Here is a 25,640-nt window from a genome sequence, read left to right as displayed (position 1 = left end):
CGCTGTCACGACGTTCTTTGCTGACAGAACCAGCATGCGCATGCGGACCGTGGATGTAGGACGGGATAAATGCCCGGATGATTACCCGTTCCTACCTACGTAGGTAACCAGCGCGTAGGTATGGAGCGGCTATCATCGCAGGTCAGGACGCCATCAGCTGGGTGACCGCTCACACCGGGCGCACCGAACTCGCGCGGCCGAGATGAGTTAGCCTGAAATTGTCATGGGGACGATGACACGGCGGCAAGCGGGGAACCTGCCAGCCGAATTGACGAGTTTCGTTGGTCGTCGGCATGAGCTAACCGAGACCAAACGTCTGCTTTCCGCTGGCCGGATGGTGACGTTGACCGGCGTCGGCGGAGTGGGCAAGACACGGCTGGCGCTGAGGGTCGCCGCGGAGATGTCACGGGCCTTCCCTGACGGGGCGTGGTTCATCGATCTGGCGCCGCTGGTGGCCGAAGAGCTGCTCACGGAGACCATCGCCGACACGATCGGCTGCCGCCAGCCGAACGTGGCCGCGCTGTCGGAGCATCTGCTCAACAAGCGCCTGCTCTTGGTGTTGGACAACTGCGAGCATGTGCTGAACGAATGCGCCATCCTGTCCAGCAAGCTGCTCTCCGCGACGACCGAGCTGCACATTCTCGCGACCAGCCGGCAGTCGCTCCAGGTGCCGAGTGAGCACCTCCTGGAAGTGCCGCCGTTGACCGTATACGGGACGGGCGATGCGATGGTCGCGACCCCCGACGCGCGCTACGAGGCGGTGAGACTGTTCGAGGACCGTGCGGCGGCCGTCGTGCCGGGTTTCACCGTCGATGCCGCCAACAGCGTGGCGGTGACGCGGCTGTGCCAGCGGCTCGACGGGATTCCGCTGGCCATCGAGCTCGCGGCGGTGCGCATGCGGGCATTGTCCGTCGACCAGATCCTCGAACGGCTGAACAACCGGTTCCGGTTGCTGGCGACGGAACGCTCGGTCGCGGTGCCCCGCCAGAAGACGCTGCGGGCGTTGGTGGACTGGAGTCATGACCTGTGCTCGCCTGAGGAACGGCTGCTGTGGGAACGGCTGTCGGTGTTCTCCGGCGGCTGCGATCTGGAAGCGGTCGAAGAGGTGTGCTCGGGCGACGGGATCGCCCGGGAGGACATCCCCAGCCTGCTGATAGAGCTGGTCGACAAGTCGATCCTGCTGCGGAAGACGCAGGACACCGGCGTACGTTTCGAGATGCTGGAGACGCTGCGCCAGTACGGTTGGGAACGGCTCACCGATTCCCGCCAGGAGACGACGCTTCGGCTGCGGCATCGCGACTGGTGCCGCGAGTTGGCCGCGCGGGCGGAGGCCGAGTGGTTCGGCGAGAGCCAGATGGAATGGCTCGTCCGGATCCGTCAGGAGCAGGCCAACGTACGGGGGGCGCTGGAATTCTGCTTGACCGAGCCGGGCCAGGCCTGGGCCGCCCTCGAGATCGCCGCCGCGATGTGGAGCCACCGGCTTTCGTGGAGCTCCCCCAGCGAAGGACACCACTGGCTGGAGCGGGCGCTGGCCCAGGAGCCCCGCCCCATCGCCGCGCGGGCCAAGGCCCTGTGGGTCGACGCGTGGCTCCTGCTGCTGCAGGGCGACCTCTCCGCCGCACAACCACTGCTGCTGGAGTGCCGTGCGCTGGCCGAGCGGCTGGGTGATGAGGCGCAACTCGCCGGCGCGCTGCACATCACCGGTTTCTCCGCGCTGCTGGCCGGAGACTTCGCCCGATCGTTCGCTCTCCTGGAAGAGGCCCTGGTCCGCCGCCGCGCCCTCGGCCACCGGGGTCATTCATGGGTCGCCCTCTTCCAGCTGAGCATGGTCACCGTGGTCATGAACGATCCCCGCTCGACGGCGCTCTGCCAGGAGGCCTTGGAGACATCCCAGAAGGCGCACGCGGACTGGTCCGTGTCCTACGCGTTGTGGATCACGGCCCTGGACCGGTGGCGGCACGATGATCCTGACACCGCCATCGCCATGATGCGCGACGCGCTGCGGTTCAAGCTGCGGTGCAACGACCATTTCGGCATCGCAGAAGGCCTGGAAGGGCTCGCCTGGATCATCGCCGACCAGCATCAGGACGGCCGCGCCGCTCAACTGCTGGGCGCCGCGCACATGGTCTGGCGCTCGATCGGGACCTCGCTCTCCGGACTCGGGCATCTGGCGGGTCTCCACGGCCGATGCGAGGCCCGGCTACGACAGAGCCTCAGGAACGAAGGGTTCACCGCGGCCTTCACGCGCGGCTCTGAGTTCACGCTCGACCAGGCCGTCGCCTACGCGCTGGAGGAGAAGCCGGGCAGAGGTACCGCGAGCCCCCCGCCCGAATCCGACGTCGCGTCCGTCCTGACCCGCAGAGAGCGAGAGATCGCCGAACTGGTCGCTCAAGGGCTGAGCAACAAGGAGATCGCGGAGACCCTGGTGATCGCCCAGCGCACCGCCGAAGGCCATGTCGAGAACATCCTGCGCAAGCTGAGTTTTACCTCCAGATCGCAGGTCGCCAAAGCCTGGAGCTCGCGACAGCAGGTCGGTAGACCGTGACCGTTCTCGCGGGTCCGGCGTCACGGACCGCCTCGGAGCCGCTCATCCGCATCCGTGGAGTGGGCAAGCGATTCGGCGGCACCACCGCGCTGGAAGGGGTGGATCTCGACCTCCACCACGGCGGCATTCTCGCCCTGCTCGGACAGAACGGCGCCGGAAAGTCGACGCTGATCAAGATCCTGGCCGGGGTCTATCGCGCCGACGAAGGTGAGATCGAGGTGGCCGGCCATCCGCTGGGCAGCCAGGCCGCCTCCCGCGGCATGTCGTTCGTCCACCAGGACCTCGGCCTCGTGGAGTGGATGAGCGTCGCCGAGAACATCGCCCTCGGCACCGGCTATCGCCGGCGCGGCGGTCTCATCTCCTGGCGCGGGGTACGCGAGCGCTGCGTGGCGGCTCTCCGATCCGTCGCGATCCGCCTCGACCCCGATGAGCGGATCGCCGGCCTCACCCGCGCCGAGCGGTCGCTCGTCGCCATCGCCCGCGCGCTGGCCGCCGAAACCGAGATCATCGTCCTCGACGAGCCGACCGCGAGCCTGTCCGCGCCCGACCGCGCCCGCCTGTTCGACGCTTTGCGCGCGCTACGTGACCGAGGTCACGGGATCGTGTACGTGAGCCACCGGCTCGACGAGGTGCGTGAGATCGCCGACAGGGTCGCGGTCCTGCGCAACGGGCGGCTCGTCAGCCAGGGGACCCTCACCGGCGGCGATTCCACCACCCTCGTACGTGACATCGTCGGCCGCGAACCGACGACCCACCGGCGCCCGAACCGCGACCTCGGAGAGGTGGTGCTGAGCCTCACCGGCGTACGCACCGGGCAGGCCGGCCCGATCAGCCTCGACCTGCGGGCCGGTGAGGCCATCGGTCTCGTCGGCCTCACCGGTGCCGGGCACGTGGATCTCGGCCGCGCTCTGGCCGGCGCGCACCCCATCCTCGCCGGCCACATGCTGCTCGACGGGCGGCCCTATGGTCCACGGTCGGTGTCGGCGGCCGTCGACGCGGGTGTCGGCCTGGTGACGAGCGACCGGCAGGAGGAAGGCGCCGCCCCGAGCCTCAGCGTCCGCGAGAACTTCCTGGCCAACCCCAGGGCACACGGCCGATCACCACTGAGCTGGATCCGGCCCCGCGCGGAGCGCGCCGAGGCGGCGGCGCTCGTCGCGTGCTTCGGCGTCCAACCCGCGGATGCCGAGGCGCCTCTTTCCACTCTGTCCGGCGGAAACCAGCAGAAGGTCATGATCGGCCGCTGGCTCGGCACGAACCGCCATGTCCTGATCCTCGAGGAGCCGACGGCCAGTGTCGATGTCGGCGCCAAACCCGAGATCTACCGACTCCTCGACGAAGCCCTGGCCGGCGGGCTGGCGGCCATCCTCGTCTCCACCGACTTCGAGGAAGTCGTGAACGTGTGTGATCGCGCCCTCATGTTCGTCCGGGGGACAGTGACCACCGAGGTGGCCGGTGCGGCCCTCACGGTCACCGCGCTCACCCACGCCGCGTCGGCCGCGCCCGCTGTCACTGGTGCGAATCCCCGATGACCACGAGAGCCCCGCGCCGGCGGCGCACCGCCGGTCACTTCATCGGCAGCTACGGACTACTCGCTCTGACGATCATCCTGTTCGTGGTGTTCTCGCTCGCCCTGCCGGACACCTTTCCCACGATGGCCAACCTGACGTCGATCCTCTCGACTCATTCGATCACCGCGATCCTGGCGCTGGGCGCGATGATCCCCATCGTCACGGGGAAGTTCGACCTGTCCATCGGCTATGGCCTCGGGCTCGGACACGTCGTGACCTTGCAACTCATCATCGCCGGCGGCTGGCCATGGCCCCTGGCCTGTCTCGGCGTGCTCATCGGCGGCGCGCTCGTCGGCGTGATCAACGGTCTCCTCGTCGAGTTCGCCAGGATCGACTCCTTCATCGCCACCCTGGGCACCGGCAGCGTGCTGTACGCCATCACGGGCTGGACGACCAAGGGCGCCAGGATCGTGCCCGGCCCGCAGGGTCTTCCGCCCGCCTTCACCGGCATATCCGACTCGACGTTCCTGGGCCTGCCCGCTCCCGCGTTCTATGTGCTCGTCCTCGCCGCGGTGCTCTGGCTCGTGCTCGAACGGCTCCCCGTCGGCCGGTACCTGTACGTCATCGGCTCGAACCCGCGGGCCGCCGACCTGATCGGCATCCCGACCCACCGGTACGTCGTCTACGCCTTCGTGGGCTCCGGGCTGGTCACCGGCTTCGCGGGCGTCCTGCTCGCCGCTCAGCAGCAGATCGGCAATCCGAGCGTCGGGATCGACTATCTGCTGCCGGCGTTCGTCTCGGCCCTGCTCGGCTCCACCGCGATCAGGCCCGGACGGGCCAACGCGCTCGGTACCGTCGTCGCCGTCGCCGTCCTCGCGATCGGCCTGTCGGGCATCGGTCAGCTGGGGGCGGACTTCTGGGTGACGCCGCTGTTCAACGGGGTCACCCTGCTCATCGCGGTCGGGCTCGTCGGCTACGCGGCCCGGCGCCGGCTGCACGCGGGACCGGCCGCGGCACGCCGCACGCCACCGCCCGCGCCTCCATACGAGCCCGCCGCCACACCGTCCCGTGACCCATCGCCACCGCGAACCCTCCCACCTGCGGGGTAAGGATCCGAGCGTGAACCGCTTCTCACGCATCGCGACGGCGCTGGCGATGGCCTGCGCGCTCGCTGGTGGCTGCTCCCGGGGCTCCGCCGGCTCGGCTCCCGGCCCCGCACCGGGCCCGTCGGCGAGCTCGTGTCCCGGTGTCCTGTCCGTGGCCGGGCAGGCCGTCGCGCGGGCTGAGGGGATCGTCGCCTGGAACGGTCCCACGAGCGGTCCGCGAGCGGTCCGCGGCAAGAACCTCGTGTTCGTCGCGGCGACCATGACCAACCCCGGCGTCGCGGGCACGGCCAACGCGGTGCGGGAGGCCGGGGAGTCCATCGGCTGGGACGTCCGGGTGATCGACGGGCAGGGCACTCCGGCCGGGGTACGGGAGGCCCTTGGCCAGGCCGTCGCCCTGCGCCCGTCGGGGATCGTCATCGGCGGTTTCGACCCGAACTCCGCCGCCGAGCAGGTCAAGCGGGCCAGTGACATGCGCATCCCGCTCATCGGGTGGCACGCGGCGAGCCGGCCCGGGCCCGGCGCGAACCCGAGGCTCTTCACCAACATCACCACCCGGGTGGAGGAGGTCGCGAGAATCAGCGCGTTCTGGATCATCGCCAGGTCGCAGGGGCACGCGGGCGTCGTCATCTTCACCGACTCGTCGATCCCCTTCGCGGAGAACAAGGCACAGCTGATCAAGAAAACGCTGCTGAGCTGCTCCGGCGTCAAGCTGCTGTCGTACCAGAACATCCCGCTTCCTGACACGGGCAGCCGCACGCCTCAGGCGGTCTCCTCACTCCTGTCGCGCTTCGGCGATCGATGGACCTACTCGGTCGCCATCAACGACCTCTACTTCGCCGACGCGGCGGCGCCCCTGCGCGCCGCGGGCAAAGCCGGCGATGGGCCCCCGTACGCGATCGGCGCGGGTGACGGCGACCCGTCGGCCTTCCAGCGCGTCCGAGACCGGCAGTTCCAGCAGGCCACCGTTCCCGAGCCGTTGAACGCGCAGGGCAGCCAGATCGTCGACGAGTTCAACCGCGCGTTCGCCGGGCGACCCCCGAGCGGGTACGTCGCGCCGGTGCATCTGACCACGCAACACAACGTCGACGACGCCACCTCGTGGGACCCTCCGGGCTTTCGCGCGGCCTACGAGCGGATCTGGAACGGCTGACCAATACGGGTTCAGGGGACCACTTTGGGTAGGGGTCCCGGATGGCAACCCTCATGGATCGGGTGCGCGCGTATCTGCGCAGCCCCCAAGGCAAGCAGACGATGGAGAAGGCCAAGCGCATGGCCAACGACCCGGAGAACCAGCGCAAGGCCCGGCGGTTCCTGGACCGGCTGCGCTCGCGGCGGCACTGACCTCAGCGGGTGAAGCCGATGTCCTGGTAGCGGAGGTCGTAGAAGCCGCGGGCCCCCACGTTGGCCAGCGTCTCGCTGACCGCCACGTTCTGCGGCCTCTGGTACAGCGGCAACACGTTGACCTCCTGCCAGATCAGCTTGTCGGCCGCGTTGGTGTCCGCGTGCGCCTGCTTCAGGTCGAGGCTCTGGCCGGCCTGGTTCATCGCCGCGTCGATCTCGGGCGAGCCCACGCGACCGAAGTTGGCGTTCCACGTCTGCCCGTTCGGCGAATTGGCGTAGATCCCAAAACTGCTCGAAACCGGAAAAGGCGTGCCGATGTATGCGAACGGCGTCATATCAAAGTTGCCGGGAATGACGTACTTGGTGAAGAAGTCATCGCTGGGCACGGCCTGGATGGTGAGCTTGACCCCGATCTGCGCGAGCATGCTCTGTGCGAGCTCACCCTCCGACTTGCCGGTCTGCACACCCGACGGCACCACGAAGCGCAGGTCGAGCGGCTTGCCGTCCTTCTGGCGGACGCCACCGCCGCCCAGCGGCCAGCCCGCCGCGTCGAGCAGGCGTCTGGCCTGGGCCGGGTCGTAGACGCCCAGGGCGCCGGCGTTGTCCTGGTAGCCCTCCTGGGTGTTCATGAAGAAGTGGTTGTTCAGCAGCGCGATCGGCCAGTCGAGGCCTTGCAGGTCGGACTGGGCGATCGCCTGGCGGTTGATGCCGAGCTGGACGGCCTGCCGGACCCGCTGGTCCTTCAGCAGGTCGCTGGAGCCGTTGAAGGTGATGTGGCGGAAGTCGGGGCCCGCCGCCTGGCGTACGGTCGCGCCCGGGGTGGTCTTGGCGCGCGCGTAGTCGGGCGCCGACGGGCCGACGTCGGTGATGTCGAGTTCGCCGTTGCTGAACGCGCCGATCAGGGAGTCCTGCTCGGAGGCGCGGTAGATGATCTGGTCGAGCTTGGCCCGGTCGCCCCACCAGGTGTCGTCGCGGACGAGCGTGATCGTCTTCGCCGTCTGGTCGAAGCCCTTGAACTTGAACGGCCCGGCCGTCACCGGGATCTTGTTCAGCCAGGCGGTGTTGTAGGCCTCGGGGGTGCTGTTGGTGGAGGCCGGCATCAAGGGGCTGAACAGCGACTTCCAGTCGCCGAAGGGCCGGGCGAACGTCACGACGACCGTGTAGTCGTCGCGCCCCCGCCGTACGTCGGAGATGTCCTGGTAACCGGTGGACGAGACGATGTGGAAGGCGGGGTTGGTGCCGTTGAGCGCCTTCCACTGGGCCTGGTAGTCGGTCCAGTCGATCGGCTTGCCGTCGGACCACTTGGCCTTGGGGTTGAGCGTGTAGGTGACGACCTGGTGCGGGTCGCGGGAGGTGACCTCGGCGCTGATCAGGTAGTCGGGGTTCGCGGTGATGTCCGCCTTCTCGTCGGATCTGAACGGCGCGGGCAGCAGCGCGTTGCTGACCACCGCAGCGACGGCGAGGTTGCCGTCGACGTGGTTCCTGTTCCACTGGGTGGGGAACTCGTTGATGCCCCAGCGCAACGTGCCGCCGTCCTTGACCTTGTCACGCGGCTGCGGATTGATGTCGTACGCCTTGACGTTCCGCTCGTCCCCCCGCGGGCCGCCCGCGAGGCCATCGCTGCCGCCAGGGCCCCGGCCGCAACCCGCCAGGCACAGCGAGCCGACCAGGGCGGCCACGATCAGGCGTGATGCTTTCATCGAGCGAATCCTCCCGCTTAGCTTAGGTGACTTCGAGCTTCTCGGCGTAGTGACAGGCGGCGCCCTGGTCCTTGTCGAGCAGGTGCACCGAGGGCTCGACGGCCACGCACACGGCGCGTTCGTCGTCGGTCAACTCGGCCCTGAACTTCGGGCACCGGGTGCGGAAGCGGCAGCCCGACGGGGGGTCGGCCGGACTGGGGAGATCGCCTTCGAGCAGGATCCGCCGGCGCGAGCGCTCGCGGACCGGGTCGGGCAGCGGGATCGCGGACAGCAACGCCTGTGTGTACGGGTGCGCGGGAGCGTCATAGACGGCGTCCACCTGCCCGATCTCGGCGATCCTGCCCAGATACATGACGGCCACCCGGTCGGCGATGTAGCGCACCACGGCCAGGTCGTGCGCGACGAACAGGTAGGACAGCCCGAGCTCGGCCTTCAGCGCGTCGAGCAGGTTGATCACACCGGCCTGGATCGACACGTCCAGCGCGGAGACCGGCTCGTCGAGCGCCAGGAACCTGGGTTCGAGCGCCAGCGCGCGGGCGATGCCGATGCGCTGCCGCTGTCCGCCGGAGAAGTCCTGCGGGTAGCGGGCCGCGTGGGAGGGGTCGAGCCCGACCAGGTCGAGCAGCTCGGCCACCCGGCCGCCCGGATCGCCCTTGCCGTGGGTGCGCAGCGGCTCGGCCAGGATGTCGTAGACGGTCATGCGCGGGTCGAGGGAGGCGAGCGGGTCCTGGAAGACGACCTGCATGTCGCGCCTGATCGCCATCCGTTCGGCGCCGCCGAGGCGGGCGGTGTCGTGCCCGAGCACGACAATGCGGCCCTCCTGCGGCTCGGCCAGCTCCAGGATCTCCATCAGCGTCGTGGTCTTGCCGCAGCCCGACTCGCCGACGAGACCGAGCGTCTCGCCCTCGCGTACGTCGAAGCTGACCCCCTCCACCGCGTGCACGGTGCCGACCCTGTGCTTGAACACCGATCCGCGCAGCAGCGGGTAGCGCTTGACCAGCCCGTCGACCTTCAGCACCGGCTGCCGGTCCTGGCGCGGCCGTGCCTCGCGCGGCTCGACGGGGACCGCGTGCTTGGCCGCCACGCGGGGGCGTACGTCCGCCCAGCGGATGCACGCGGCCTGGTGCGCCGGGCCGACGTCGACCAGCGGCGGCTCGGCGGCCTCGCAGGCGTCGATGCGCATCGGGCAGCGCGGCGCGAACGGGCAGCCCGGCGGCAGCGCCGCGGGCGACGGCGGCGCGCCCTCGATGGGCACGAGCGGGTGCCGGCCGTCGGTGTCTACGCGCGGGATGGAGCTGAGCAGCCCGACGGTGTAGGGCATGCGCGGCTCGTAGTAGATGTCGTCCACGCTGCCCACCTCGACCGGCCGGCCCGCGTACATCACCAGCACCCGATCGGCGAACCCGGCCACCACCCCGAGATCGTGCGTGATCATGACGATCGCGGCGCCCGTCTCCCGCTGGGCCTTCTTCAGCACTTCGAGCACCTGCGCCTGGATGGTGACGTCGAGCGCGGTGGTCGGCTCGTCGCAGATGATCACGTCGGGGTCGTTGGCGATGGCCATCGCGATCACCGCGCGCTGCCGCATCCCGCCGGAGAACTCGTGGGGGAAGGCCAGGGCCCGCTGGGCCGGGTTGGGGATGCCGACCAGGTCGAGCAGTTCGACGGCCATGGCCGCGGCCTGCTTCTTGGTCACCTTCTGGTGGACGCGCACCGCCTCGGCGATCTGGTCGCCGACGCGGTAGACGGGGGTCAGCGCGGACAGCGGGTCCTGGAAGACCATCGACATGGTCTTGCCGCGAAAGGCGGTCAGCTCCCGCTGCCGGGCGCCGATCAGCTCCTTGCCGTGCAGCCGCACCGAGCCGGTGACCGTGGCGCCCGGCGGCAGCAGGCCCATGACCGCGGCCGAGGTGACGGACTTGCCGGAGCCCGATTCGCCGACGATGCCGAGCACCTCGCCCTGGCGTACGGCATAGCTGACGCCGCGTACGGCCGCCACGTCGCCGAAGGAGACGTTGAGGTCGGTGACCTCCAGGACGGGCGTCACCGTGGCCTCCGGGAGGCGGGATCGAAGGCGTCGCGCAGCGCGTCGCCGATGAGGTTGACCGCGAGCACGGTGACCACCAGCAGCCCGGCGACGAACCAGAACGTCCACGGCGCGTAGAGGGCGGTCCGGGCGCCGTCGGCGATGAGCGTGCCGAAGGAGACGTCGGGCGGCTGGATGCCGAAGCCGAAGTAGGACAGCGAGGTCTCGGTGAGGATGGCCGCGCTGACATTGAGGGTGGCGTCGACGATCAGCAGCGACGACAGGTTGGGGATGATGTGCCGGAAGATGATGCGCACCGGCGAGACGCCCATGAACCGGGCGGCCTGGATGAACTCCCGCTGCTTCAGCGAGATCGTCATCCCTCTGACGATCTTCGAGGTGACCATCCAGAGGAACAGCGCCAGCATGATCACGAACAGCACCCACTGCCCCGCCCCGAACAGCGGCGACATGACGGCCAGGATCAGGAACGCGGGCAGCACCAGGAGCAGGTCGGCGCCCCAGGTGAGCGTCCGGTCGGTCCAGCCGGGGAAGTAGCCGGCGAACGCCCCGACGACGGCGGCCAGCGCGGTGGACACCAGCGCGGCCAGCAGCCCGACGATCAGCGACTTGCGCATGCCGCGCAGCGTCACCGCGTAGACGTCGGCGCCGGTCTGCAGCGTGCCGAACCAGTGCTCGGCCGACGGCGGGCTGAGGAAGGCGGTGAAGTCCTTGTCGGTGTAGGACCACGGGCTGAGCACCGGCCCGGCGAAGGCCAGCAGGAACAGCAGCACGAGCACGGCGAAGCCGATCCGCCCTTGCGTGGACTGGAAGAACCTCCAGGCGACCACCCGCAGCCGCGACGGAGCCCGCCTACCGACGAGCAGCGCCGTCATCCGGCCCTCACCCGGGGGTCGAGGGCGGCGTGCAGCAGATCGGCCGCCAGGGACGCGCACAGCACCGCGATCGCGGCGATGAAGGCGATGGCCGCCACGGTGTTGACGTCGTTGGTGAAGATGGAGTTGATCAGTTGTTCGCCCAGCCCGTGCCAGCCGAAGATCTTCTCGGTGAACGTCGCGCCGGTCAGCAGCGCGCCGAAGGTGAACGCGAAGTAGGTCGCGACCGGGATCAGGGCGGTGCGCAGGGCGTGGTGGATGAGCGCCTGGCTCCTGCTCAGCCCTTTGGCCATGGCGGTGCGGACGAAGTCGGCGCCGAGCACGTCGAGCATGGTGTTGCGCTGGTAGCGGCTGAAGACCGCGGCCAGCCCCAGCGACAGCGAGATCGTCGGCAGGATCAGGTGCCGCAGCCGGTCACTCACGGTCCCCCAGAAGCCGGTGTCGAGCCCGTCGCTGTATTCGCCGCTGACCAGGAAGAGCCGGTGCCCGAAGAGCCGATCGTTGGCCAGGGTGCCGAGCAGGATCAGCATGTTGGCCAGCACGACCACCGGCATCGCGAGCACCAGGAACGACATCCCTGTCGACAACCGGTCGAACCACCCGTACTGCTTGACCGCGGCGGCGGCCCCGACGACCACCCCCAGCAGGCTGCCGAAGATCAGCCCGAGCATGACCAGCCGGAAGGTGACGCCCATGCGCCGCTTGAGGTCCTCGTTGACCGGCGAGCCGGTGACCGTACGGCCGAAGTCGCCCTGCACCACGCCGCCCGCCCACGTCGCGTAGCGCTGGAGCAGCGGCGTGTGGTCGTTGAGGTTGAGCGCGGTGAGCTGGGCGTCCACGACGGCCGGCGGCGGCTTGGGGGTCCGGTCGGCGTAGTTGGAGCGCGGATCGAGGGCGCTGGCCGCGAGCATGTAGGCGAGGCTGGCTGCGACGGCCACGAGCACGAGATAGTTGAGCAGCCTGCGGGCCAGGAACCCCGCCATCGCCCTCCCCTTCGGCGCGCACGATGTGTAGTCATATTGCTACACCATGCGAGCATCGGGGCGCACGGAACTACCAAACTGCAGTCTGCTTAACGTCCGGAAAGTTCGCTGCCTAACGTCCGGAGAGTTCGTCCACGGCCATGCGGACATCGTCGCTGGTGATGGTCGTCAGCTCCGCCGAGCTGGCCGACCCGCCACCCCCCGCCAGAGCGGCGAGCCGTACGTCGCGGCGCATGGCCGCGCGCTCGAACAGCGACCTGGCGAAGCGCCCGTTGCCGAGCCCGTCGATCAGCCGCTCGTCGCAGACCCAGGCGAAGACCTCGTCGAGGTCGCGCAGTGCCGCCTCGTCGAAGCGGTCGCCCGATTTGTCGGCCAGCAGCACGGCGATCTCGGACAGCTCCCGCGCGGAGTAGCTGGGGAAGGCGACCCGCTGGTTGAACCGGCTGGCCAGGCCGGGGTTGGTGGCCAGGAAGGTGTCCATCTCGCGCTGGTAGCCGGCCAGCACGATGACGAGCCGGTCGCGGTCGTCCTCGGCGCGCTTGAGCAGCGTCTGCACGGCCTCGGCGCCGAACGCGTCGCCGCCGGAGTAGCCGGGGTTGACCAGGCTGTAGGCCTCGTCGACGAACAGTACGCCGCCCAGCGCCCGGTCGACCAGCTCGTTGGTCTTGATCGCGGTGGCGCCGAGATGCTGGCCGACCAGGTCGGCCCGCTGCGCCTCGACCACGTCGGGCCTGGCCAGCAGGCCGAGCGCGGCGAAGATGCGGCCGATGACCCTGGCCACCGTGGTCTTGCCGGTGCCCGGCGGGCCCGCGAACACGAAGTGGCGCGTCTGCGGCGGCGTGGGCAGCCCGCGCTCCTGCCGCATCCGGGCGACCTGGAGCTGGGCGGCGATGGCGTGCACCTGCCGCTTGACCGGCTCGAGCCCGGCCATCCGGTCGAGGTCGGCCAGCGCCTCCTCGATGGTGGGCGTGTCCTCGTAGCCGCGGAAGCGGGCGGTCAGCTCGTCGAACGCCTTGGTCACGTCGGCGGTCGTGGTGGTGACGAGGTCCTCGGTGGTCGGTGTCCCGCCCGCGCCCACGACGCGTACGTCACGGGCCGTCGCGGCGGCCTCGACGAGGCTGCGGACGAACCTGGCGTTGCCCAGCTCGTCGACCAGCCCGCGCCGCTGGACGTCCTCGAACAGGCCGAGCAGCGCGGCGCGCGCGTCGGGCGCCATCGTGTCGCCCCGGTGCCGCTGGAGCACCTCGGTGATCTCCGCCAGCTCACCGGGCGAGTAGCTCGGAAAGCGCACCCGGGTGGCGAACCTGCTGGCCAGCCCGGGGTTGCTGGACAGGAACGAGGTCATCTCCTGCTCGTAGCCGGCCAGGATGATGATCAGCCGGTCGCGGTCGTCCTCGGCCCGCTTGAGCAGCGTCTGCACGGCCTCGGCGCCGAACCTGTCGGGCTGGCCGTCGGAGGAGTTGATCAGTCCGTACGCCTCGTCGATGAACAGCACGCCGCCCAGCGCCCGGTCGACCAGCTCGTTGGTCTTGATCGCGGTCGCGCCCAGGAACTCCCCCACCAGGTCGGCCCGCTGGGCCTCGACCACGAAGGGCGTCTCGAGCAGGCCGAACGCGTAGAAGATCTTCGCCACCGTGCGGGCCACGCTGGTCTTGCCCGTGCCGGGCGGGCCGAGGAAGACCAGGTGCCTGGTCGGTCGGCCGGCCTTGTAGCCGGCCTCGGCCCGCAGCCGGGACGCCTCGATGGAGGCGGCGATCGAGCGGACCTGCTCCTTGACCGGAGCGAGCCCGATCATGCCTTCCAGCTCGGCCAGCGCCTCCTCGACCGAGATGTCGGGCAGCCCGCCGGCCTTCTCGGGCGGCGCCTCCGGCCGGCCGTCGCGGGCCCTGACCCGGACCTGCTCCTCGGCGCTCAGCGCGTTCCTGGCCCGGCGGGCGGCGATGAAGCGCTGGATGAGGACGGCGGTGGCCGCGCCGTAGGCGACCCAGACCGCGGCGGCGTCGGAGACGAAGGAAATGGCCGCGGCGAGCGCCCCGGCGGGGACGAGCGCCATCAGCACGCTCAGCCACGGCGTCACCCAGCGGATCAGGTGCGCGGCGGCGGCGACGGGCACGGCCAGCATCATCAGCAGCGTGGGGGCCAGTGAGGGCGGCGGGAGGAGCGCGTAGAACACCGGCAGCAGCGCGCACCAGCCGATGAGCACCAGCACGGTCGCGGCGGCCCGCGGGAAGCGCAGCGTCAGCGCGAGGAACGCGAGCACCAGCAGGGTGATGAGAAAGGTCTTGAACAGGTCCCAGCCGAGCGCGGCGGCCACGCCGACGGTGGCGATGAGCACGACCACGTGCATCACCCGGCGCATGGCCGGGGGAAGATGGAAATAGCGCAGCCGCACCTGTTCAAACAGATCCCGCGCCGCGGTCCGCCCTGCGGTCTGGGCCCTGCCGGACTCACGCATCACGCCTCCCCGGTCCGCCCCTGGTTATACCGCACCAGACCGACGATTGGGCGGACCTGACACGCTAGGTGCCGGTGACGAATCGTGCGATGTGGCGGCCGAGTTCGCCGCCCGCGTCCTCCTGGAGGAAGTGGCCGGCGCCCTTGATCACCGGATGAGCGCGTCCCGCGGCGCCCGCCATCGACTTCTTGAGGATCGGTCCCATACCTCCAGTTATCGGGTCTCCGTCGGAGAAGGCCACCAAAAACGGGCGATCGAGCGTGGTGAGGACCTGCCAGGCGGCGCGGTTGGCGGGCGCGGCGGGGTCGTCGGGGGTGATAGGGACGAGTCCCGGCATGGCCTTCGCGGCGGCTTTGTACGACTCGTCGGGGAAGGGGGCGTCGTAGGCGGCGCGCACGGCCGCGGGGAGTTCGCTCTTGCAGCCCGACTGGACGAATCTGGCGATGTCCAGCATGGGAGCGTTCATCACCGCGTCTTTGAAGCGATGCCACAACTCGGGCATGGGAATGTCACCCGTCGGCAAGCCCGTGTTGGCCGCGACGATCCTGGCGACGTGCTCCGGATGCTCACCGGCGATCCGCAACCCGATCAGGCCGCCCCAGTCCTGCCCGACCATGGTGACGCCGCTCAGCCCGAGCGCGTCGAACAGCAGCGCGCGGGTCCACTCGACGTGCCTGGCGTAGGTGTGGTCGGCCCGTTCGGCCGGCTTGTCGGAGCGGCCGAAGCCCACCAGATCGACGGCGATGGCCCGCAGCCCGGCCGCCGCCAGCTCGCGCATGACGTGCCGGTAGAGGAAGGACCAGGTCGGCTCGCCGTGCAGCAGCACCACCGGCGGCCCGTCGGCGCGGCCCGTCTCGACGTAGGCCATGCGCAGGCCGTCGGCCACCTCGGCGTAGCGCGGCTCGTAGGGGAAGTCGGGCAGGTCGGCGAAACGCTCTTCGGGGGTACGGAGAGTCCGCATAGAACGATATTCTAGCTAGCGCCGCTGGTGCCGCCCGGGGAACTCCCCCATGAGCACCTGTTTGGGAGTGACCCGCAGCAGGTCCGAATCGGCCACGGCGATGCCGCGCACCTCCACCCAATACCTGCGCTGCAGCGGATCGGCGGCGAACACCGCCACCCGTGGATCCGCCTCGACGGCCGCCCGCGCCTGCGTCTCGGCGACCAGCCTGAGCTCTCCCGACGGGGTGACGGTCGCCGCCGTGCCGACGACGCGCGGGCCGAGGGAGTCGCCGAAGGACAGCACGACGCTCCTGGCGTACGCGAACGCCTGGCGTACCTCCGGAGTGAGCGCGACGGACGGGGCGTCGCCGGTGGGCAGGTCGCACATGATCAGTGAGGCTCGCCATGGCCCCGGCCCGCCGCGCCACCAGGCGCGCGCGGCGCGCAGCGCGAACAGCGCCACCGCCGCGCAGAGCGCGCCGAGCCCGGCCCGCCAGGCCCAGACCAGCCCCAGCAGGCCGCCCGCCGCGCAGGCCACGGACGTCAGCACGACCAGCCCGGTCGCGACCGGCAGCCATCTGTCCTCGCGATGGCGAACCCGCCGGTAGGAGACCAGCAGCGGGTAGGGCACCGCCACCGCGAGCACGGCGGCCCGCGGCTCCACGGCCAGCGCCCCGCACACCAGGGGCACCAGCACCGACCATGTCCTGCCGAGCATGATCCACAGCGTGACCCCCGTATTCCGCCTGGCCGTGCGCTCGGCGGGCACCCGGGCGAACTGGGCCAGGGCCCGCATCGGGCTGCCGCGCCAGAGCTCGGCCAGCGCGCGCATGCCCTCCGTCACCGGCCAGCCGAGCACCACCACGCCCGCCAGAGCGGCCCACACCGGGTCGAACGCCGTCGGCAGGTCCGGCAGCGCGCCCATCGTCAGCCAGCCCGCGAACGCGGCCACCGACGCGACGGCCGAGGCCAGGGCGGCGCCCAGCCAGGGGTCACGGCCGAGCATGGCGGGGACGTAGGACCACACCCCTACTCTGCGCACCTGCCTGAGCGTGATCGGGACGAGCAGGACCAGCACCAGGAGGCCGCCGAGCCGGCCCTCGCGGCCCCGGTCGAAGCCCAGGGCGGCCACGACGATGGCGATCGTCGCGAGCGCGACCAGCAGGCGGGATTGGCGTGACCAGACCTCCAGCGCCCGCATGGCCCGGCCGCTCTCGCGCGGGTCGATCGGCCAGGCGGGGTCGCGGTGCGCGGGGAGGCGGTCCCAGCGCAGCAGCGTCAGTCCGAGGTTGACGCGGGCCTGCGGATGCGCGGGATCCCGGTCGAGCGCGGTCAGATAGGCGCGCCGGGCGGGCGCGTGCTCGGCGCGGAGCAGCGCCTGGTCGCCGCGGAGCACGTGAGGGGCGGCCTCCTCGGGGGCGTACGCGCGGGCCAGCGCCGCCTGCTCGACGGACTCGTCCCAGTGGCCGGGGACGCGGCGCAGCGCGGTGCCCAGCCGCAGCCGGGCCGGCCAGGATCCCAGAGCGAGGCGCACCGCGTGCTCGGCGGGCGCGACCGCGTCGGCGTCGCGGCCCTGACGTTCCAGCGCGAGGCTGATCAGGCGGTAGGCCCACTCGTTGGCCGGATCCATGTCGGCGGCCGTGCGAGCGGCCTCCAGCGCGGCCTCGGGGCGGCCCGCCTGGAGTCTGGTGACCGCCTCTTCACACCATTCGCGGGGGGATCTGTCGGTCCTGTCGGCACTTTCGGCGGTCCCCACGGACCCCATGATCGGCTGACCGGACAGAGATGGATAGGCCGGGACATATGGCTGTGTCTCTCTAGAGAGGTGCCTCAGGCCGTGGATCGGCCGATACCGCTGTCCCCAGTGGATGGCATGGCCTAAGCTGCCACGCAAGTTCATGTGGGCCTTGCGTGAGATCGGATCGGCCTGCAAGGAGGCCCCATGACCGTCACTCAGGCCGCCCCGGTCCTCCGGCGCGCGGTTCAGCGACATCAGGACAACCGCTGGTCCATCCTGGTGCTGCTCTGCCTGAGTCTGCTCCTGATCACCGTGGACGCGACCGTCCTGCACATCGCCGTGCCCACCCTCACCGCGGCGCTGGAGCCGACGGCGGTGCAGCTGCTCTGGATCATCGACATCTACTCGCTGGTCGTGGCGCCGCTGCTGCTCCTGTTCGGCACGCTCGGCGACCGCTACGGGCGAAAGCGGCTGGTGCTGGCGGGTTACGTGCTGTTCGGCGTGGCCTCGGCCGTCGCCGCCTTCTCTCCCACTCCGCTGGTCCTCATCCTGGCCAGGGCGCTGCTCGGGGTGGGCGGCGCGATGATCATGCCGGCCACGCTGTCACTGATCCGCCAGGTCTTCCCCGACCGGCGTGAGCGGGCCATCGCGCTGGGCGTCTGGAGCGCGGTGGCCGCGGCGGGAGCCGCCGTGGGGCCGCTGATCGGCGGGGTGCTCGTCGGCATCTGGTGGGGCGCGGTCTTCCTGATCAACGTGCCCATCCTGCTCGTGCTGCTGCCCGCCGCCGCCCGGCTGCTGCCGGAGTCGCGGCACCGTGGCGGGCAGCCGTGGGACCGTCTCAGCGCCGCGCTGTCCGTGTTCGGCATCCTGGCGGTGGCCTTCGGGCTGAAGGAGGCGGGAGCGGGCAGCCTGATCCCGTTCGGGGCCTCCGTCCTGGTCTTCCTCACCGGAGTGGGGCTGCTCGTCTGGTTCGTCCGGCGGCAGCTGCGGCTGGCCTCGCCGCTGCTGGAGGTCGGGCTGTTCCGGCGCCGTGAGTTCGGCACCGGCATCGCCGGGGTGCTGCTGGGCGTGTTCGCGCTGGTGGGGCTGCAGCTGATGCTGGCGCAATATCTGCAGCTCGTGCTCGGCGACAGCCCGCTGCTGGCGGCCGTACGGATGCTGCCGCTGGTGATCTCGGCGATCTGCGGCGGGCTGGCCGCCGCCCACCTGCTGCCCCGGATCGGCCTGCGCGCCACCATGAGCGGCGGGCTCGGCCTCGTCGCGCTCGCCCTCACCCCCACGCTGACCTGGGGCGTCGAAGCGCATCCCGTGATGCTCTCGGTCTGCTTCGTGGGCGTCGGGTTCGGCGTACAAGTGGCGCTGCTCGCCGCCTCTGACACGATCATGTCCTCGGCCCCCGAGGCCCAGGCGGGCGGGGCGGCGGCCATCGAGGAGACCGCCTACGAGCTCGGCGCCGGGCTCGGGGTCGCCGTGCTCGGCACGATCACCACGATCGCCTACGCGCCCGCGTTGCCCGCCGTTCCCGGAGTGTCCGGCGGTGGCATGGACGAGGCCAGGCAGTCTCTCGCCAGCGCCGCGCACGTCGCCGACAAGGTCGGCGGCGGCCCCGGCGGTGCGCTGCTCGACGCCGCCCGGTGGGCCTTCGTCAATGCCCTGCACACGACCGTCGTCGTGAGCGTCGTCCTGCTCAGCCTGACCGCCGTCGCCGTGGCCACGCTGCTGCGCCGTGATTGAGGTGTGTGATGTCCCGCTTAGGGCAGACAACAACCGTGAGACAGTCCCTCCATGATCTCGCTTCCCTGGTCGCCCGCATCGGCGTGGGCGGCATCTGCTTCGCCAACGGCTGGACCAAGCTCGAAGACGGCCTGAACGCCACGGGGGCGAAATTCCTCGCGCAGGGCGCCCCCGCGCCGCGCGCCTGGGCCACGGTCACCATGCTCACCGAGCTGATCGGCGGGGCACTGCTCATCGCCGGACTGATCGTGTCGGTGATGGGGCTGATCCTCTTCGCCGAGTCCCTGGCCGTCTTCCTGATCGCGCCGCCGCTCAACCCGATCACCACGAACGAGCTGATCCTGCTGGGCGTGGCCGCGCTGCTGCTGGCCGTGGTGGGGGCCGGGCGGGTCTCCGTGGACCACCTGGTGGTGATCCGGCGCAGGGAATCGGCGGCGGCGAACGAGTTCGCCGCCGAGACGGAGGCCGACGAGGTCATCGCGGCGCTGCGCGACCCCGACGCGCCCGGCTTCCGCCCGCCCGCCCGGCCCAAGTCCTCAGGGTCCTCAGGGTCCTCGAGCTCTGGTGGCCCGTCGAGCGGCAAGTCGTCAGGAACGCGGTCGTCGTCGGGTTCGCGCTCCGAGAGCGAGCCGGAGAGCTCCGCGCTGGAGGACACGGCACCACACGCCCGGCCGCGCCGGCCGTCGAGCGAGCCCGGGGACGAGCCCACCTCCTCGCCCGCGTCGGGCGACACGCTCGTGGCCGGGCGCAAGAAGCCCCCGGCCCGCAACCGCCGCACGACCACCGACGAGTGATCCCCGCCGGGAGCCGGTCACCGCGTCACAGCTCGGCCGTCAGCCGGGCGATCACCCGCATCTTGTTCATCGCGTCCAGGGCGGCGACCTTGTAGGACTCGGCGAGCGTCGGATAGTTGAACACGGCGTTGACCAGGTAGTCGACCGTGCCGCCGCAGCCCATGACGGTCTGCCCGATGTGGACGAGTTCGGTGGCGCCCGTGCCGAACACGTGGACGCCCAGCAGCCGCCGGTCCTCGGAGGAGACCAGCAGCTTGAGCATCCCGTAGGAGTCGCCGATGATCTGCCCGCGAGCCAGCTCCCGGTAGCGCGAGATGCCCACCTCGAAGGGGATCTTGTCCCGGGTCAGGTCGTCCTCGGACTTCCCGACGAAGCTGATCTCCGGGATGGTGTAGATGCCGATCGGCGGCAGCTCGTTCGTCTCCTCGACCGGCTCGCCGCAGGCGTGCTGCGCGGCCAGCCGACCCTGCTCCATCGAGGTGGCGGCCAGCGCGGGGAAGCCGATGACGTCGCCGACGGCGTAGATGTGCGAGACGGGCGTGGCGTAGTTCTCGTCCACCTTGATCCGGCCCCGGTCGTCGGCGGCCAGCCCGGCCGCCTCCAGGCACAGCTCCTCGGTCTTTCCCTGACGGCCGGCCGAGTACATGACGCAGTCGGCGGGGATCTTCTTCCCGCTCTCCAGTACGGTCAGCGCCCCACGGGGCCGCCGCTCGACCGCGGCGACGTTCTCCCCGAACCTGAAGGTGACGGCCAGGTCCCGCAGGTGGTACTTCAGCGCCTCCACGATCTCCAGATCGCAGAACTCCAGCATCCGGTCGCGCCGCTCGACCACGGTCACCTTGGTGCCCAGCGCCGCGAACATCGAGGCGTACTCGATGCCGATCACCCCCGCCCCGACGACGACCAGAGTCTCGGGCACCCGGTCGAGGTGCAGGATCGCGTCGGAGTCGATGACCGTCTTGTCGTCGAACTCCACACTGGACGGACGGGCCGGCGAGGTGCCCGTGGCGATCACGATCTTGTCGGCCGTGACCTTCTTCTCCTCCACGTCACCAGTGATCCCGATGGTGTGCGGGTCGAGGAACCGGCCGGTTCCCTGCAGCATCGTCACGTGGTTGCGGCCGAGCTGGCTGCGGATCACCTGGATCTCGCGGCCGATCACATGCTGGGTGCGCATGCCGAGGTCGGCGACCGTGATCTCTTCCTTCACCCGGTAGCTCGCCCCGTACAGCTCCCGCTGGTTGAGGCCCGTGAGATAGAGGACCGCCTCGCGCAGGGTCTTGGAGGGGATTGTCCCGGTGTTGATGCACACGCCACCGAGCATGTGCATCTTCTCTACGACCGCGACCCGCTTGCCGAGCTTCGCCGCGGCGATCGCTGCCTTCTGCCCGCCGGGGCCGGTCCCGAGTACGAGGACATCAAAATCAAAAGGGGCCACACATCAAGTGTCCACCTATCAGGACATCGCCGCCATGACACGATCGACGATTCCCTGGCTGCCCTCCTGGCGTGCGCAGTGGGCACAGCAATACCAGTGCTCACCCGACTGGACTCCGTGCCCGATCACCCGGGTGCCGCAGTGCTCGCAGATGGGCGCCATGGACTGGATGGCGCATTGGAAGGAGTCGAACGTGTGCACCGCCCCCTGGGCATGCACCTCGAAGGACATGTCGTAATCGTTGCCACACGCTTCGCAGACAGCCATGGCCGGGGGATACCCGCTTCCCCCTCCTCATTGCCTCAACGGACGGCAATTTTCCGTCCGTACACCGAAGTAGCCGATCACCAGGGGCACCGCCAGCAGTCCCAGCGCGGCGAGCGCGCCCGGCAGGCCGACCCGGGCCGTCAGGGCGGCCACGAGCAGCGGGCTGATGACGAACCCGGTGTAGGAGATCGCGGAGACCATGGACACCAGCGCCCCGCTCGCGTCGTCGGCCGCCGCGCGGCTGAGCACGGCGGGCACCAGCGGCCCGAGCGCGAGCCCGGTCAGCGCGAACCCCGCCATCGAGGCCGGGACCGAGCCGCCGAGCCCCGCCAGCGCCATGCCCGCGACGCCGCCCACCCCGCTCACCAGGTAGAACGTCCGTAGCGTGAGCCGGGGCAGCGCGTGCGCGATGATCCGGCCCAGTGTGAGCGCCGCCATGTAGACGGCCGGGGCCGCGCTCGCCACCAGTGCCGAGGCTCCCCGGTGGTCTTCGAGCAGCAGCACCGACCACTGTTCGACCGAGTTCTCGATGATCAGCACGCACGCGGCCAGCGCGCCGAGCACGATGGCGACCCTCCACCGCCGCCTGCCACCCGCTCCCCCGACGGCGGGCAGTCCCCGGCCCATGCGCAGGGCGCTCAGGGACAGCGACGAGGCGAGTACGAGGACCGCCGCCGTCACCAGCACCGCGCCGGTGCCCATGCCCAGCGACCTGGCCAGCCCGGTGGCGGGAGCGGCGACGATCACGGCGACCGGGAAGGCGGCGTGCACCGCCTGGAACAGCCGGCGCCCGCCCTCCCGCTCGGCCCGGCCGGTGGCCATGTTCAGGGCGATGTCGAGCGCCCCGCTGGCCATGCCGACCAGGAGCAGCGTCAGCCCGAGCGCCACCGGCGAGCCGACGGGCGCGATGGCCGCCACGCTCAGCGCGAAGGCCACGGTGACCGCGATCAGCGCCGTACGCTCCCTGCCGCCGGCCAGCCGCCCGGCCACCGCCATGGCCGGAATGGCCCCCACCGGCACCGCGCTCAGTGCCAGCCCGAGGTCGGCCGTGGACGCGCCGAGTTGCTCCTTGATCGCCGGTAGCAGCGCTGACCAGGAGCCCCAGAACCCGCCCCAGGCCGCGCTGACCGCGATGAGCGGTATGCCGCGTTCCTTCACCAACCCCCCTCGCCGTGCATTACGGTTGTGTGCCAGTAAAGATCGTCAATGTCCTAAATATCCTCTATCGAAGGGTTCATCGTGCTCACGCGAACGGTCATCGCGGCCACTCTGGCCGCCGCCGGGATCGCCGCTACCCCCGCAGCCGCCACTGCCGCCCCCACCGCTCCGGTCAGCGCCGCCGCCTCCGCGAGCGCCGCCCCATACTCGCCGGAGCGAGTGTGCGGCTCTGGTTTCCGCCGGGTCAAGGACGGTCACCGCGCGATGAGGACGCGCGAGGGCGCGGTGTTCGGACACGTGTACCTCATGTATAACAAGCGCTCCGGGAAGAACTGCGTGGCCGCCATCAAGACGGCCTACCTCAACACCAAGACCACCACGGGCGCCAGCATCGAGGTGCGGGGCGGCGGCCGGTCCGAGGACGTGCAGAAGTACCGCTTCTACGCCGAGACCGGTCACGTCGACGGCAGCTGGAAGTGCGTGAAGTACTGGGGCTGGACCCGCGACCCCAGCGGCCGCGTCGAGGCGCGCGGCGGCCGCAACTCCTGGGGCAACTGCGCCGGGTGATCCTCACCGGCCCGTCCGCGCCGGCCGCGCGGACGGGCCCGTCTGCGGGCGTCCCGGCCCCCGGTGAACACCTCGGGCGCCATCTAGCCCGCTGCCCGGTGAACACCTCGGGCGCCATGTAGCCGGGCGTCCCTGCCACCTCCCCGGTCTTGGTCAGCGACATGTCGTGCGTACGGGCGATGCCGAAGTTGTCACACATCGGCCCCCTGTCGCGTCTTCCTCATGTCACGACTAACCCGATGGAGGTCCCCATGTCTCAGCGGCTCGATGTCATGAAGCTCGCTCCCGAGGCCTACCAGGCGTTCTTCGCCGTGGAGGAGTATCTGCACGCGTGCGGGCTGCCGGTCGGCACGATTGAGCTGGTCAAGCTGCGGGCCAGCCAGATCAACGGCTGCGGCTACTGTGCCGACATGCACAGCCGTGCCATGAAGAAGGCCGGTGAGAGCGACGAGCGGCTCTGGTCCGTGGCCACCTGGCGCGAGGCGACGGTCTACACCCCGGCGGAGAGGGCCGCGCTCGCACTGACCGAGGAGGCGACCAGGCTGGCCGACCGGGCCGCCGTCCCTGACGAGGTGTGGCAGGAGGCAGCCGAACACTACGACGAGCAGCAGCTCGCCTCGCTGGTCGTGGCGATCGCGATGATCAACGCCTGGAACCGGATCGGCGTCACGGCCCGGCTCACGCCCGGCGCCTGAGTAATTCTGCCGGGGGGAGGCGGCTCCCCCCGGTAGAAATGCATGGAACGACCGGACGCCCCCGGTTAAGTTGTGGCACATGGCGGCTGCAACTCGCCGCCAAGCCACCGTCAAGCGGTGGCGCGCACAGTGCACGTAGAGGCTGTCGAAGGCGAGCGCGAGAGGGGGCGGATCATGAGACGCGTGCGGATCGTCAAGTCGGCGAAGCGGCGACAGGACCGGAACGCGGGCCTGGACCTGCGGTCCCCATCGGGCCGCCGACTCCCTTACTGAATCGCTACTTACACCTATCTTACCGAGGCAGCTGTAGATAACATAGGTAACAAGAACGTCACGGGGGGCTCACGATGAAGAGACTAGTGGTGGTGCCGCCACACGTCGCCCGGCACAAGATCCGCGACATCCGGTCGGGAGAGCACCGCAGGCCCGTCGTGCGCGAGCACGACCCCAAGGTCGTCGATCTCCAAGCCTACAGTGGCCGCAACGTCATCCGGCTCCCCGACGGCCCCACCCCCGCCGCCTGATCCCCGAGGGTCAGCCGTAGAGCTTCTTGGCGTAGGTCTCGCCGTAGTAGCTCTCCAGTTGCTCGAGTGTCTCCTCGACCTTCTGCACGTCCTTGACCAGGGTCGCGTGCGAGGGCAGCGCGTCGGACTCCCAGCTGTCGGGCTTCCACAGCGCCGAGCGCAGGAACGCCTTGGCGCAGTGGAAGAAGATCTGCTCGATCTCGACCACGAGCGCCAGGTGCGGGCGGTGACCCTTGACGATCATTTCGTCGAAGAACGGCGCCTCGCTGATCAGCCGGGCGCGGCCGTTGATCCGCAGTGTCTCGTTGCGCCCAGGGATCAGGTAAATCAACCCCACGTGCGGATTTTTCAGGACATTGCGGAAGCCGTCCGCCCGGCGGTTGCCCGGCCGGTCGGGGATGGCGATCGTGGTGTCGTCGATGACATACGTGAACCCGGCCGGGTCGCCCTTGGGCGAAACGTCACAGGTGCCGTCGGTGTCGGAGGTGGCGATCAGGCAGAACGGCGAGCTCTCCAGCCACTGCCTGTCTCGCTCGTGCAGCTTCGGCCGGTCCTTGGTGGCCGCGCGCGGCATCACCTCGCCCAGTAGTTCGCGCAGTTCCGCTTCTGACTCGATCTCCACCCAGCTCATGCCATCTCCCTTCGGGGGTTTCGCCAATTCTCTCAGGGAATCGGGTGGAGCATCCGATGCGGGGTACGCAAGGCGACGCTGACCGGATCGTTCCTGATGCCCTTCAGACCCGGGCCGGGGCGTACCTCCACTTCCTCGATCGACACCTGCACGTCGCAGGCGGCGCAGCGGGCGGCGCCGTCGATGCGAGAGCCGCAGGTCAGGTGGTGGAAGACGCGGCGCGGTTCGGTCCCGGACAGGTGGCGCTCGCCCCATTCGCCCAGGGCCAGGATTGGCGGCCAGAGCTCGTGGCCGACGGGAGTCAGGACGTACTCATCGCGCGGCGGCGAGTCCTGGTAGCGGCGCTTGTCGAGGACGCCCGCCTCGACGAGCGTGGCCAGCCGCTGCGAGAGCACCGCGCGGGGGATGTCCAGGTGGGCGAGGAAGTCGCCGAAGCGCCGTACGCCGTACATCGCGTCGCGCACCACCAGCAGCGTCCAGCGCTCGCCGATCACCTCCAGCGCCCTGGCCAGCGAGCAGTCCTGAGCGTCGTAGTTCTTACCCAGCGCCACGAGACTCCCTCGGTTCGTTCATTGAACTATGGTAGCTTGCC

The 25,640-nt window shown here is 70.2% G+C and carries 22 protein-coding genes; 10 read left to right on the top strand and 12 right to left on the bottom strand.

Going from position 1 to position 25,640, the window contains the following annotated elements; all coding sequences use genetic code 11:
- Nucleotides 1-334 precede the first annotated feature (334 nt).
- Genes AB0J16_RS28845 through AB0J16_RS28825 form a run of 5 tightly spaced genes read left to right on the top strand, consistent with a single transcriptional unit; the run spans nucleotide 335 to nucleotide 6,500 of the window.
- Nucleotides 335-2,545 carry a LuxR C-terminal-related transcriptional regulator gene (locus AB0J16_RS28845; protein ID WP_358544980.1) on the top strand — a complete coding sequence of 737 codons (2,211 nt, stop codon included), beginning with the start codon at nucleotides 335-337 and terminating at the stop codon, nucleotides 2,543-2,545.
- The gene (locus AB0J16_RS28840; protein ID WP_358544978.1) at nucleotides 2,542-4,074 is read left to right on the top strand and encodes a sugar ABC transporter ATP-binding protein; all 1,533 of its coding nucleotides are present in this window, start codon (nucleotides 2,542-2,544) and stop codon (nucleotides 4,072-4,074) included. Before AB0J16_RS28845 ends, AB0J16_RS28840 begins: the two co-directional genes overlap by 4 nt.
- Nucleotides 4,071-5,162: an ABC transporter permease gene (locus AB0J16_RS28835; protein WP_358544976.1), complete on the top strand. Its 1,092-nt coding sequence runs from the start codon at nucleotides 4,071-4,073 to the stop codon at nucleotides 5,160-5,162. The genes AB0J16_RS28840 and AB0J16_RS28835 overlap by 4 nt, the downstream gene beginning before the upstream one ends.
- Nucleotides 5,163-5,172: 10 nt before the next feature.
- Complete coding sequence (locus AB0J16_RS28830; protein ID WP_358544974.1) at nucleotides 5,173-6,309, top strand: substrate-binding domain-containing protein; 1,137 nt, start codon at nucleotides 5,173-5,175, stop codon at nucleotides 6,307-6,309.
- A 41-nt stretch (nucleotides 6,310-6,350) separates the two neighbouring features.
- Nucleotides 6,351-6,500, top strand: coding sequence for a hypothetical protein (locus AB0J16_RS28825; protein ID WP_357648476.1), 150 nt, complete (start codon nucleotides 6,351-6,353; stop codon nucleotides 6,498-6,500).
- A gap of 2 nt (nucleotides 6,501-6,502) precedes the next feature.
- On the opposite strand, the gene AB0J16_RS28820 is transcribed toward AB0J16_RS28825, so the two are convergent.
- The 7 genes from AB0J16_RS28820 to AB0J16_RS28790 form a co-directional block, all read right to left on the bottom strand.
- Nucleotides 6,503-8,200: an ABC transporter family substrate-binding protein gene (locus tag AB0J16_RS28820; protein ID WP_358544972.1), complete on the bottom strand. Its 1,698-nt coding sequence runs from the start codon at nucleotides 8,198-8,200 to the stop codon at nucleotides 6,503-6,505.
- A 22-nt stretch (nucleotides 8,201-8,222) separates the two neighbouring features.
- Complete coding sequence (locus tag AB0J16_RS28815; RefSeq protein WP_358544971.1) at nucleotides 8,223-10,247, bottom strand: ABC transporter ATP-binding protein; 2,025 nt, start codon at nucleotides 10,245-10,247, stop codon at nucleotides 8,223-8,225.
- A complete protein-coding gene (locus AB0J16_RS28810; RefSeq protein WP_358544970.1) occupies nucleotides 10,244-11,122 on the bottom strand; it encodes an ABC transporter permease in 879 nt (292 codons plus the stop codon). Before AB0J16_RS28810 ends, AB0J16_RS28815 begins: the two co-directional genes overlap by 4 nt.
- Entirely contained in the window at nucleotides 11,119-12,105 is a 987-nt protein-coding gene (locus AB0J16_RS28805) for an ABC transporter permease (protein WP_358544969.1), read from the bottom strand. The genes AB0J16_RS28810 and AB0J16_RS28805 overlap by 4 nt, the downstream gene beginning before the upstream one ends.
- Before the next feature lie 112 nt (nucleotides 12,106-12,217).
- Entirely contained in the window at nucleotides 12,218-14,560 is a 2,343-nt protein-coding gene (locus AB0J16_RS28800; protein WP_358544968.1) for an AAA family ATPase, read from the bottom strand.
- A gap of 64 nt (nucleotides 14,561-14,624) precedes the next feature.
- A complete protein-coding gene (locus AB0J16_RS28795) occupies nucleotides 14,625-15,521 on the bottom strand; it encodes a haloalkane dehalogenase (RefSeq protein WP_358544967.1) in 897 nt (298 codons plus the stop codon).
- A gap of 15 nt (nucleotides 15,522-15,536) precedes the next feature.
- Nucleotides 15,537-17,267 (bottom strand): hypothetical protein, encoded by a 1,731-nt coding sequence (locus AB0J16_RS28790; protein ID WP_358544966.1) that lies wholly within the window; start codon nucleotides 17,265-17,267, stop codon nucleotides 15,537-15,539.
- Nucleotides 17,268-17,444: 177 nt separating this feature from the next.
- On the opposite strand from AB0J16_RS28790, the gene AB0J16_RS28785 reads away from it, so the two are divergent.
- Together AB0J16_RS28785 and AB0J16_RS28780 are read left to right on the top strand one after the other, a co-directional pair.
- A complete protein-coding gene (locus tag AB0J16_RS28785; RefSeq protein WP_358544964.1) occupies nucleotides 17,445-18,974 on the top strand; it encodes an MFS transporter in 1,530 nt (509 codons plus the stop codon).
- A gap of 35 nt (nucleotides 18,975-19,009) precedes the next feature.
- Nucleotides 19,010-19,768, top strand: a complete 759-nt coding sequence (locus AB0J16_RS28780; protein WP_358544962.1) for a DoxX family protein — start codon at nucleotides 19,010-19,012, stop codon at nucleotides 19,766-19,768.
- A 25-nt stretch (nucleotides 19,769-19,793) separates the two neighbouring features.
- Here AB0J16_RS28780 and sthA read toward each other — a convergent pair whose 3' ends face one another.
- The 3 genes from sthA to AB0J16_RS28765 are packed head-to-tail and all read right to left on the bottom strand — an operon-like array spanning nucleotide 19,794 to nucleotide 22,631.
- Nucleotides 19,794-21,206: a Si-specific NAD(P)(+) transhydrogenase gene (gene sthA, locus AB0J16_RS28775; RefSeq protein ID WP_358544960.1), complete on the bottom strand. Its 1,413-nt coding sequence runs from the start codon at nucleotides 21,204-21,206 to the stop codon at nucleotides 19,794-19,796.
- A gap of 18 nt (nucleotides 21,207-21,224) precedes the next feature.
- Nucleotides 21,225-21,473, bottom strand: a complete 249-nt coding sequence (locus tag AB0J16_RS28770) for a hypothetical protein (RefSeq protein WP_358544959.1) — start codon at nucleotides 21,471-21,473, stop codon at nucleotides 21,225-21,227.
- Nucleotides 21,474-21,500: 27 nt separating this feature from the next.
- Nucleotides 21,501-22,631 (bottom strand): hypothetical protein, encoded by a 1,131-nt coding sequence (locus AB0J16_RS28765; protein WP_358544957.1) that lies wholly within the window; start codon nucleotides 22,629-22,631, stop codon nucleotides 21,501-21,503.
- 81 nt (nucleotides 22,632-22,712) lie between these two features.
- Between AB0J16_RS28765 and AB0J16_RS28760 the strand changes: the two genes are divergently transcribed.
- The 3 genes from AB0J16_RS28760 to AB0J16_RS28750 all read left to right on the top strand — a co-directional run bounded on the left by AB0J16_RS28760 (nucleotide 22,713) and on the right by AB0J16_RS28750 (nucleotide 24,417).
- Nucleotides 22,713-23,198, top strand: a complete 486-nt coding sequence (locus tag AB0J16_RS28760) for a hypothetical protein (RefSeq protein WP_358544955.1) — start codon at nucleotides 22,713-22,715, stop codon at nucleotides 23,196-23,198.
- A 251-nt stretch (nucleotides 23,199-23,449) separates the two neighbouring features.
- Nucleotides 23,450-23,893 carry a carboxymuconolactone decarboxylase family protein gene (locus AB0J16_RS28755; RefSeq protein ID WP_358544954.1) on the top strand — a complete coding sequence of 148 codons (444 nt, stop codon included), beginning with the start codon at nucleotides 23,450-23,452 and terminating at the stop codon, nucleotides 23,891-23,893.
- Between the two features lie 347 nt (nucleotides 23,894-24,240).
- A complete protein-coding gene (locus AB0J16_RS28750) occupies nucleotides 24,241-24,417 on the top strand; it encodes a hypothetical protein (protein WP_358544953.1) in 177 nt (58 codons plus the stop codon).
- Nucleotides 24,418-24,427: 10 nt separating this feature from the next.
- Here AB0J16_RS28750 and AB0J16_RS28745 read toward each other — a convergent pair whose 3' ends face one another.
- The gene (locus tag AB0J16_RS28745; protein ID WP_358544951.1) at nucleotides 24,428-25,048 is read right to left on the bottom strand and encodes a pyridoxamine 5'-phosphate oxidase family protein; all 621 of its coding nucleotides are present in this window, start codon (nucleotides 25,046-25,048) and stop codon (nucleotides 24,428-24,430) included.
- A 32-nt stretch (nucleotides 25,049-25,080) separates the two neighbouring features.
- Nucleotides 25,081-25,599 carry a helix-turn-helix domain-containing protein gene (locus tag AB0J16_RS28740; protein ID WP_358544949.1) on the bottom strand — a complete coding sequence of 173 codons (519 nt, stop codon included), beginning with the start codon at nucleotides 25,597-25,599 and terminating at the stop codon, nucleotides 25,081-25,083.
- Between the last annotated feature and the right edge of the window lie 41 nt (nucleotides 25,600-25,640).

The organism is Nonomuraea sp. NPDC049750, from assembly GCF_040659625.1.
Lineage (GTDB): Bacteria > Actinomycetota > Actinomycetes > Streptosporangiales > Streptosporangiaceae > Nonomuraea.
This window is presented reverse-complemented; position numbering and strand designations above follow the sequence as displayed.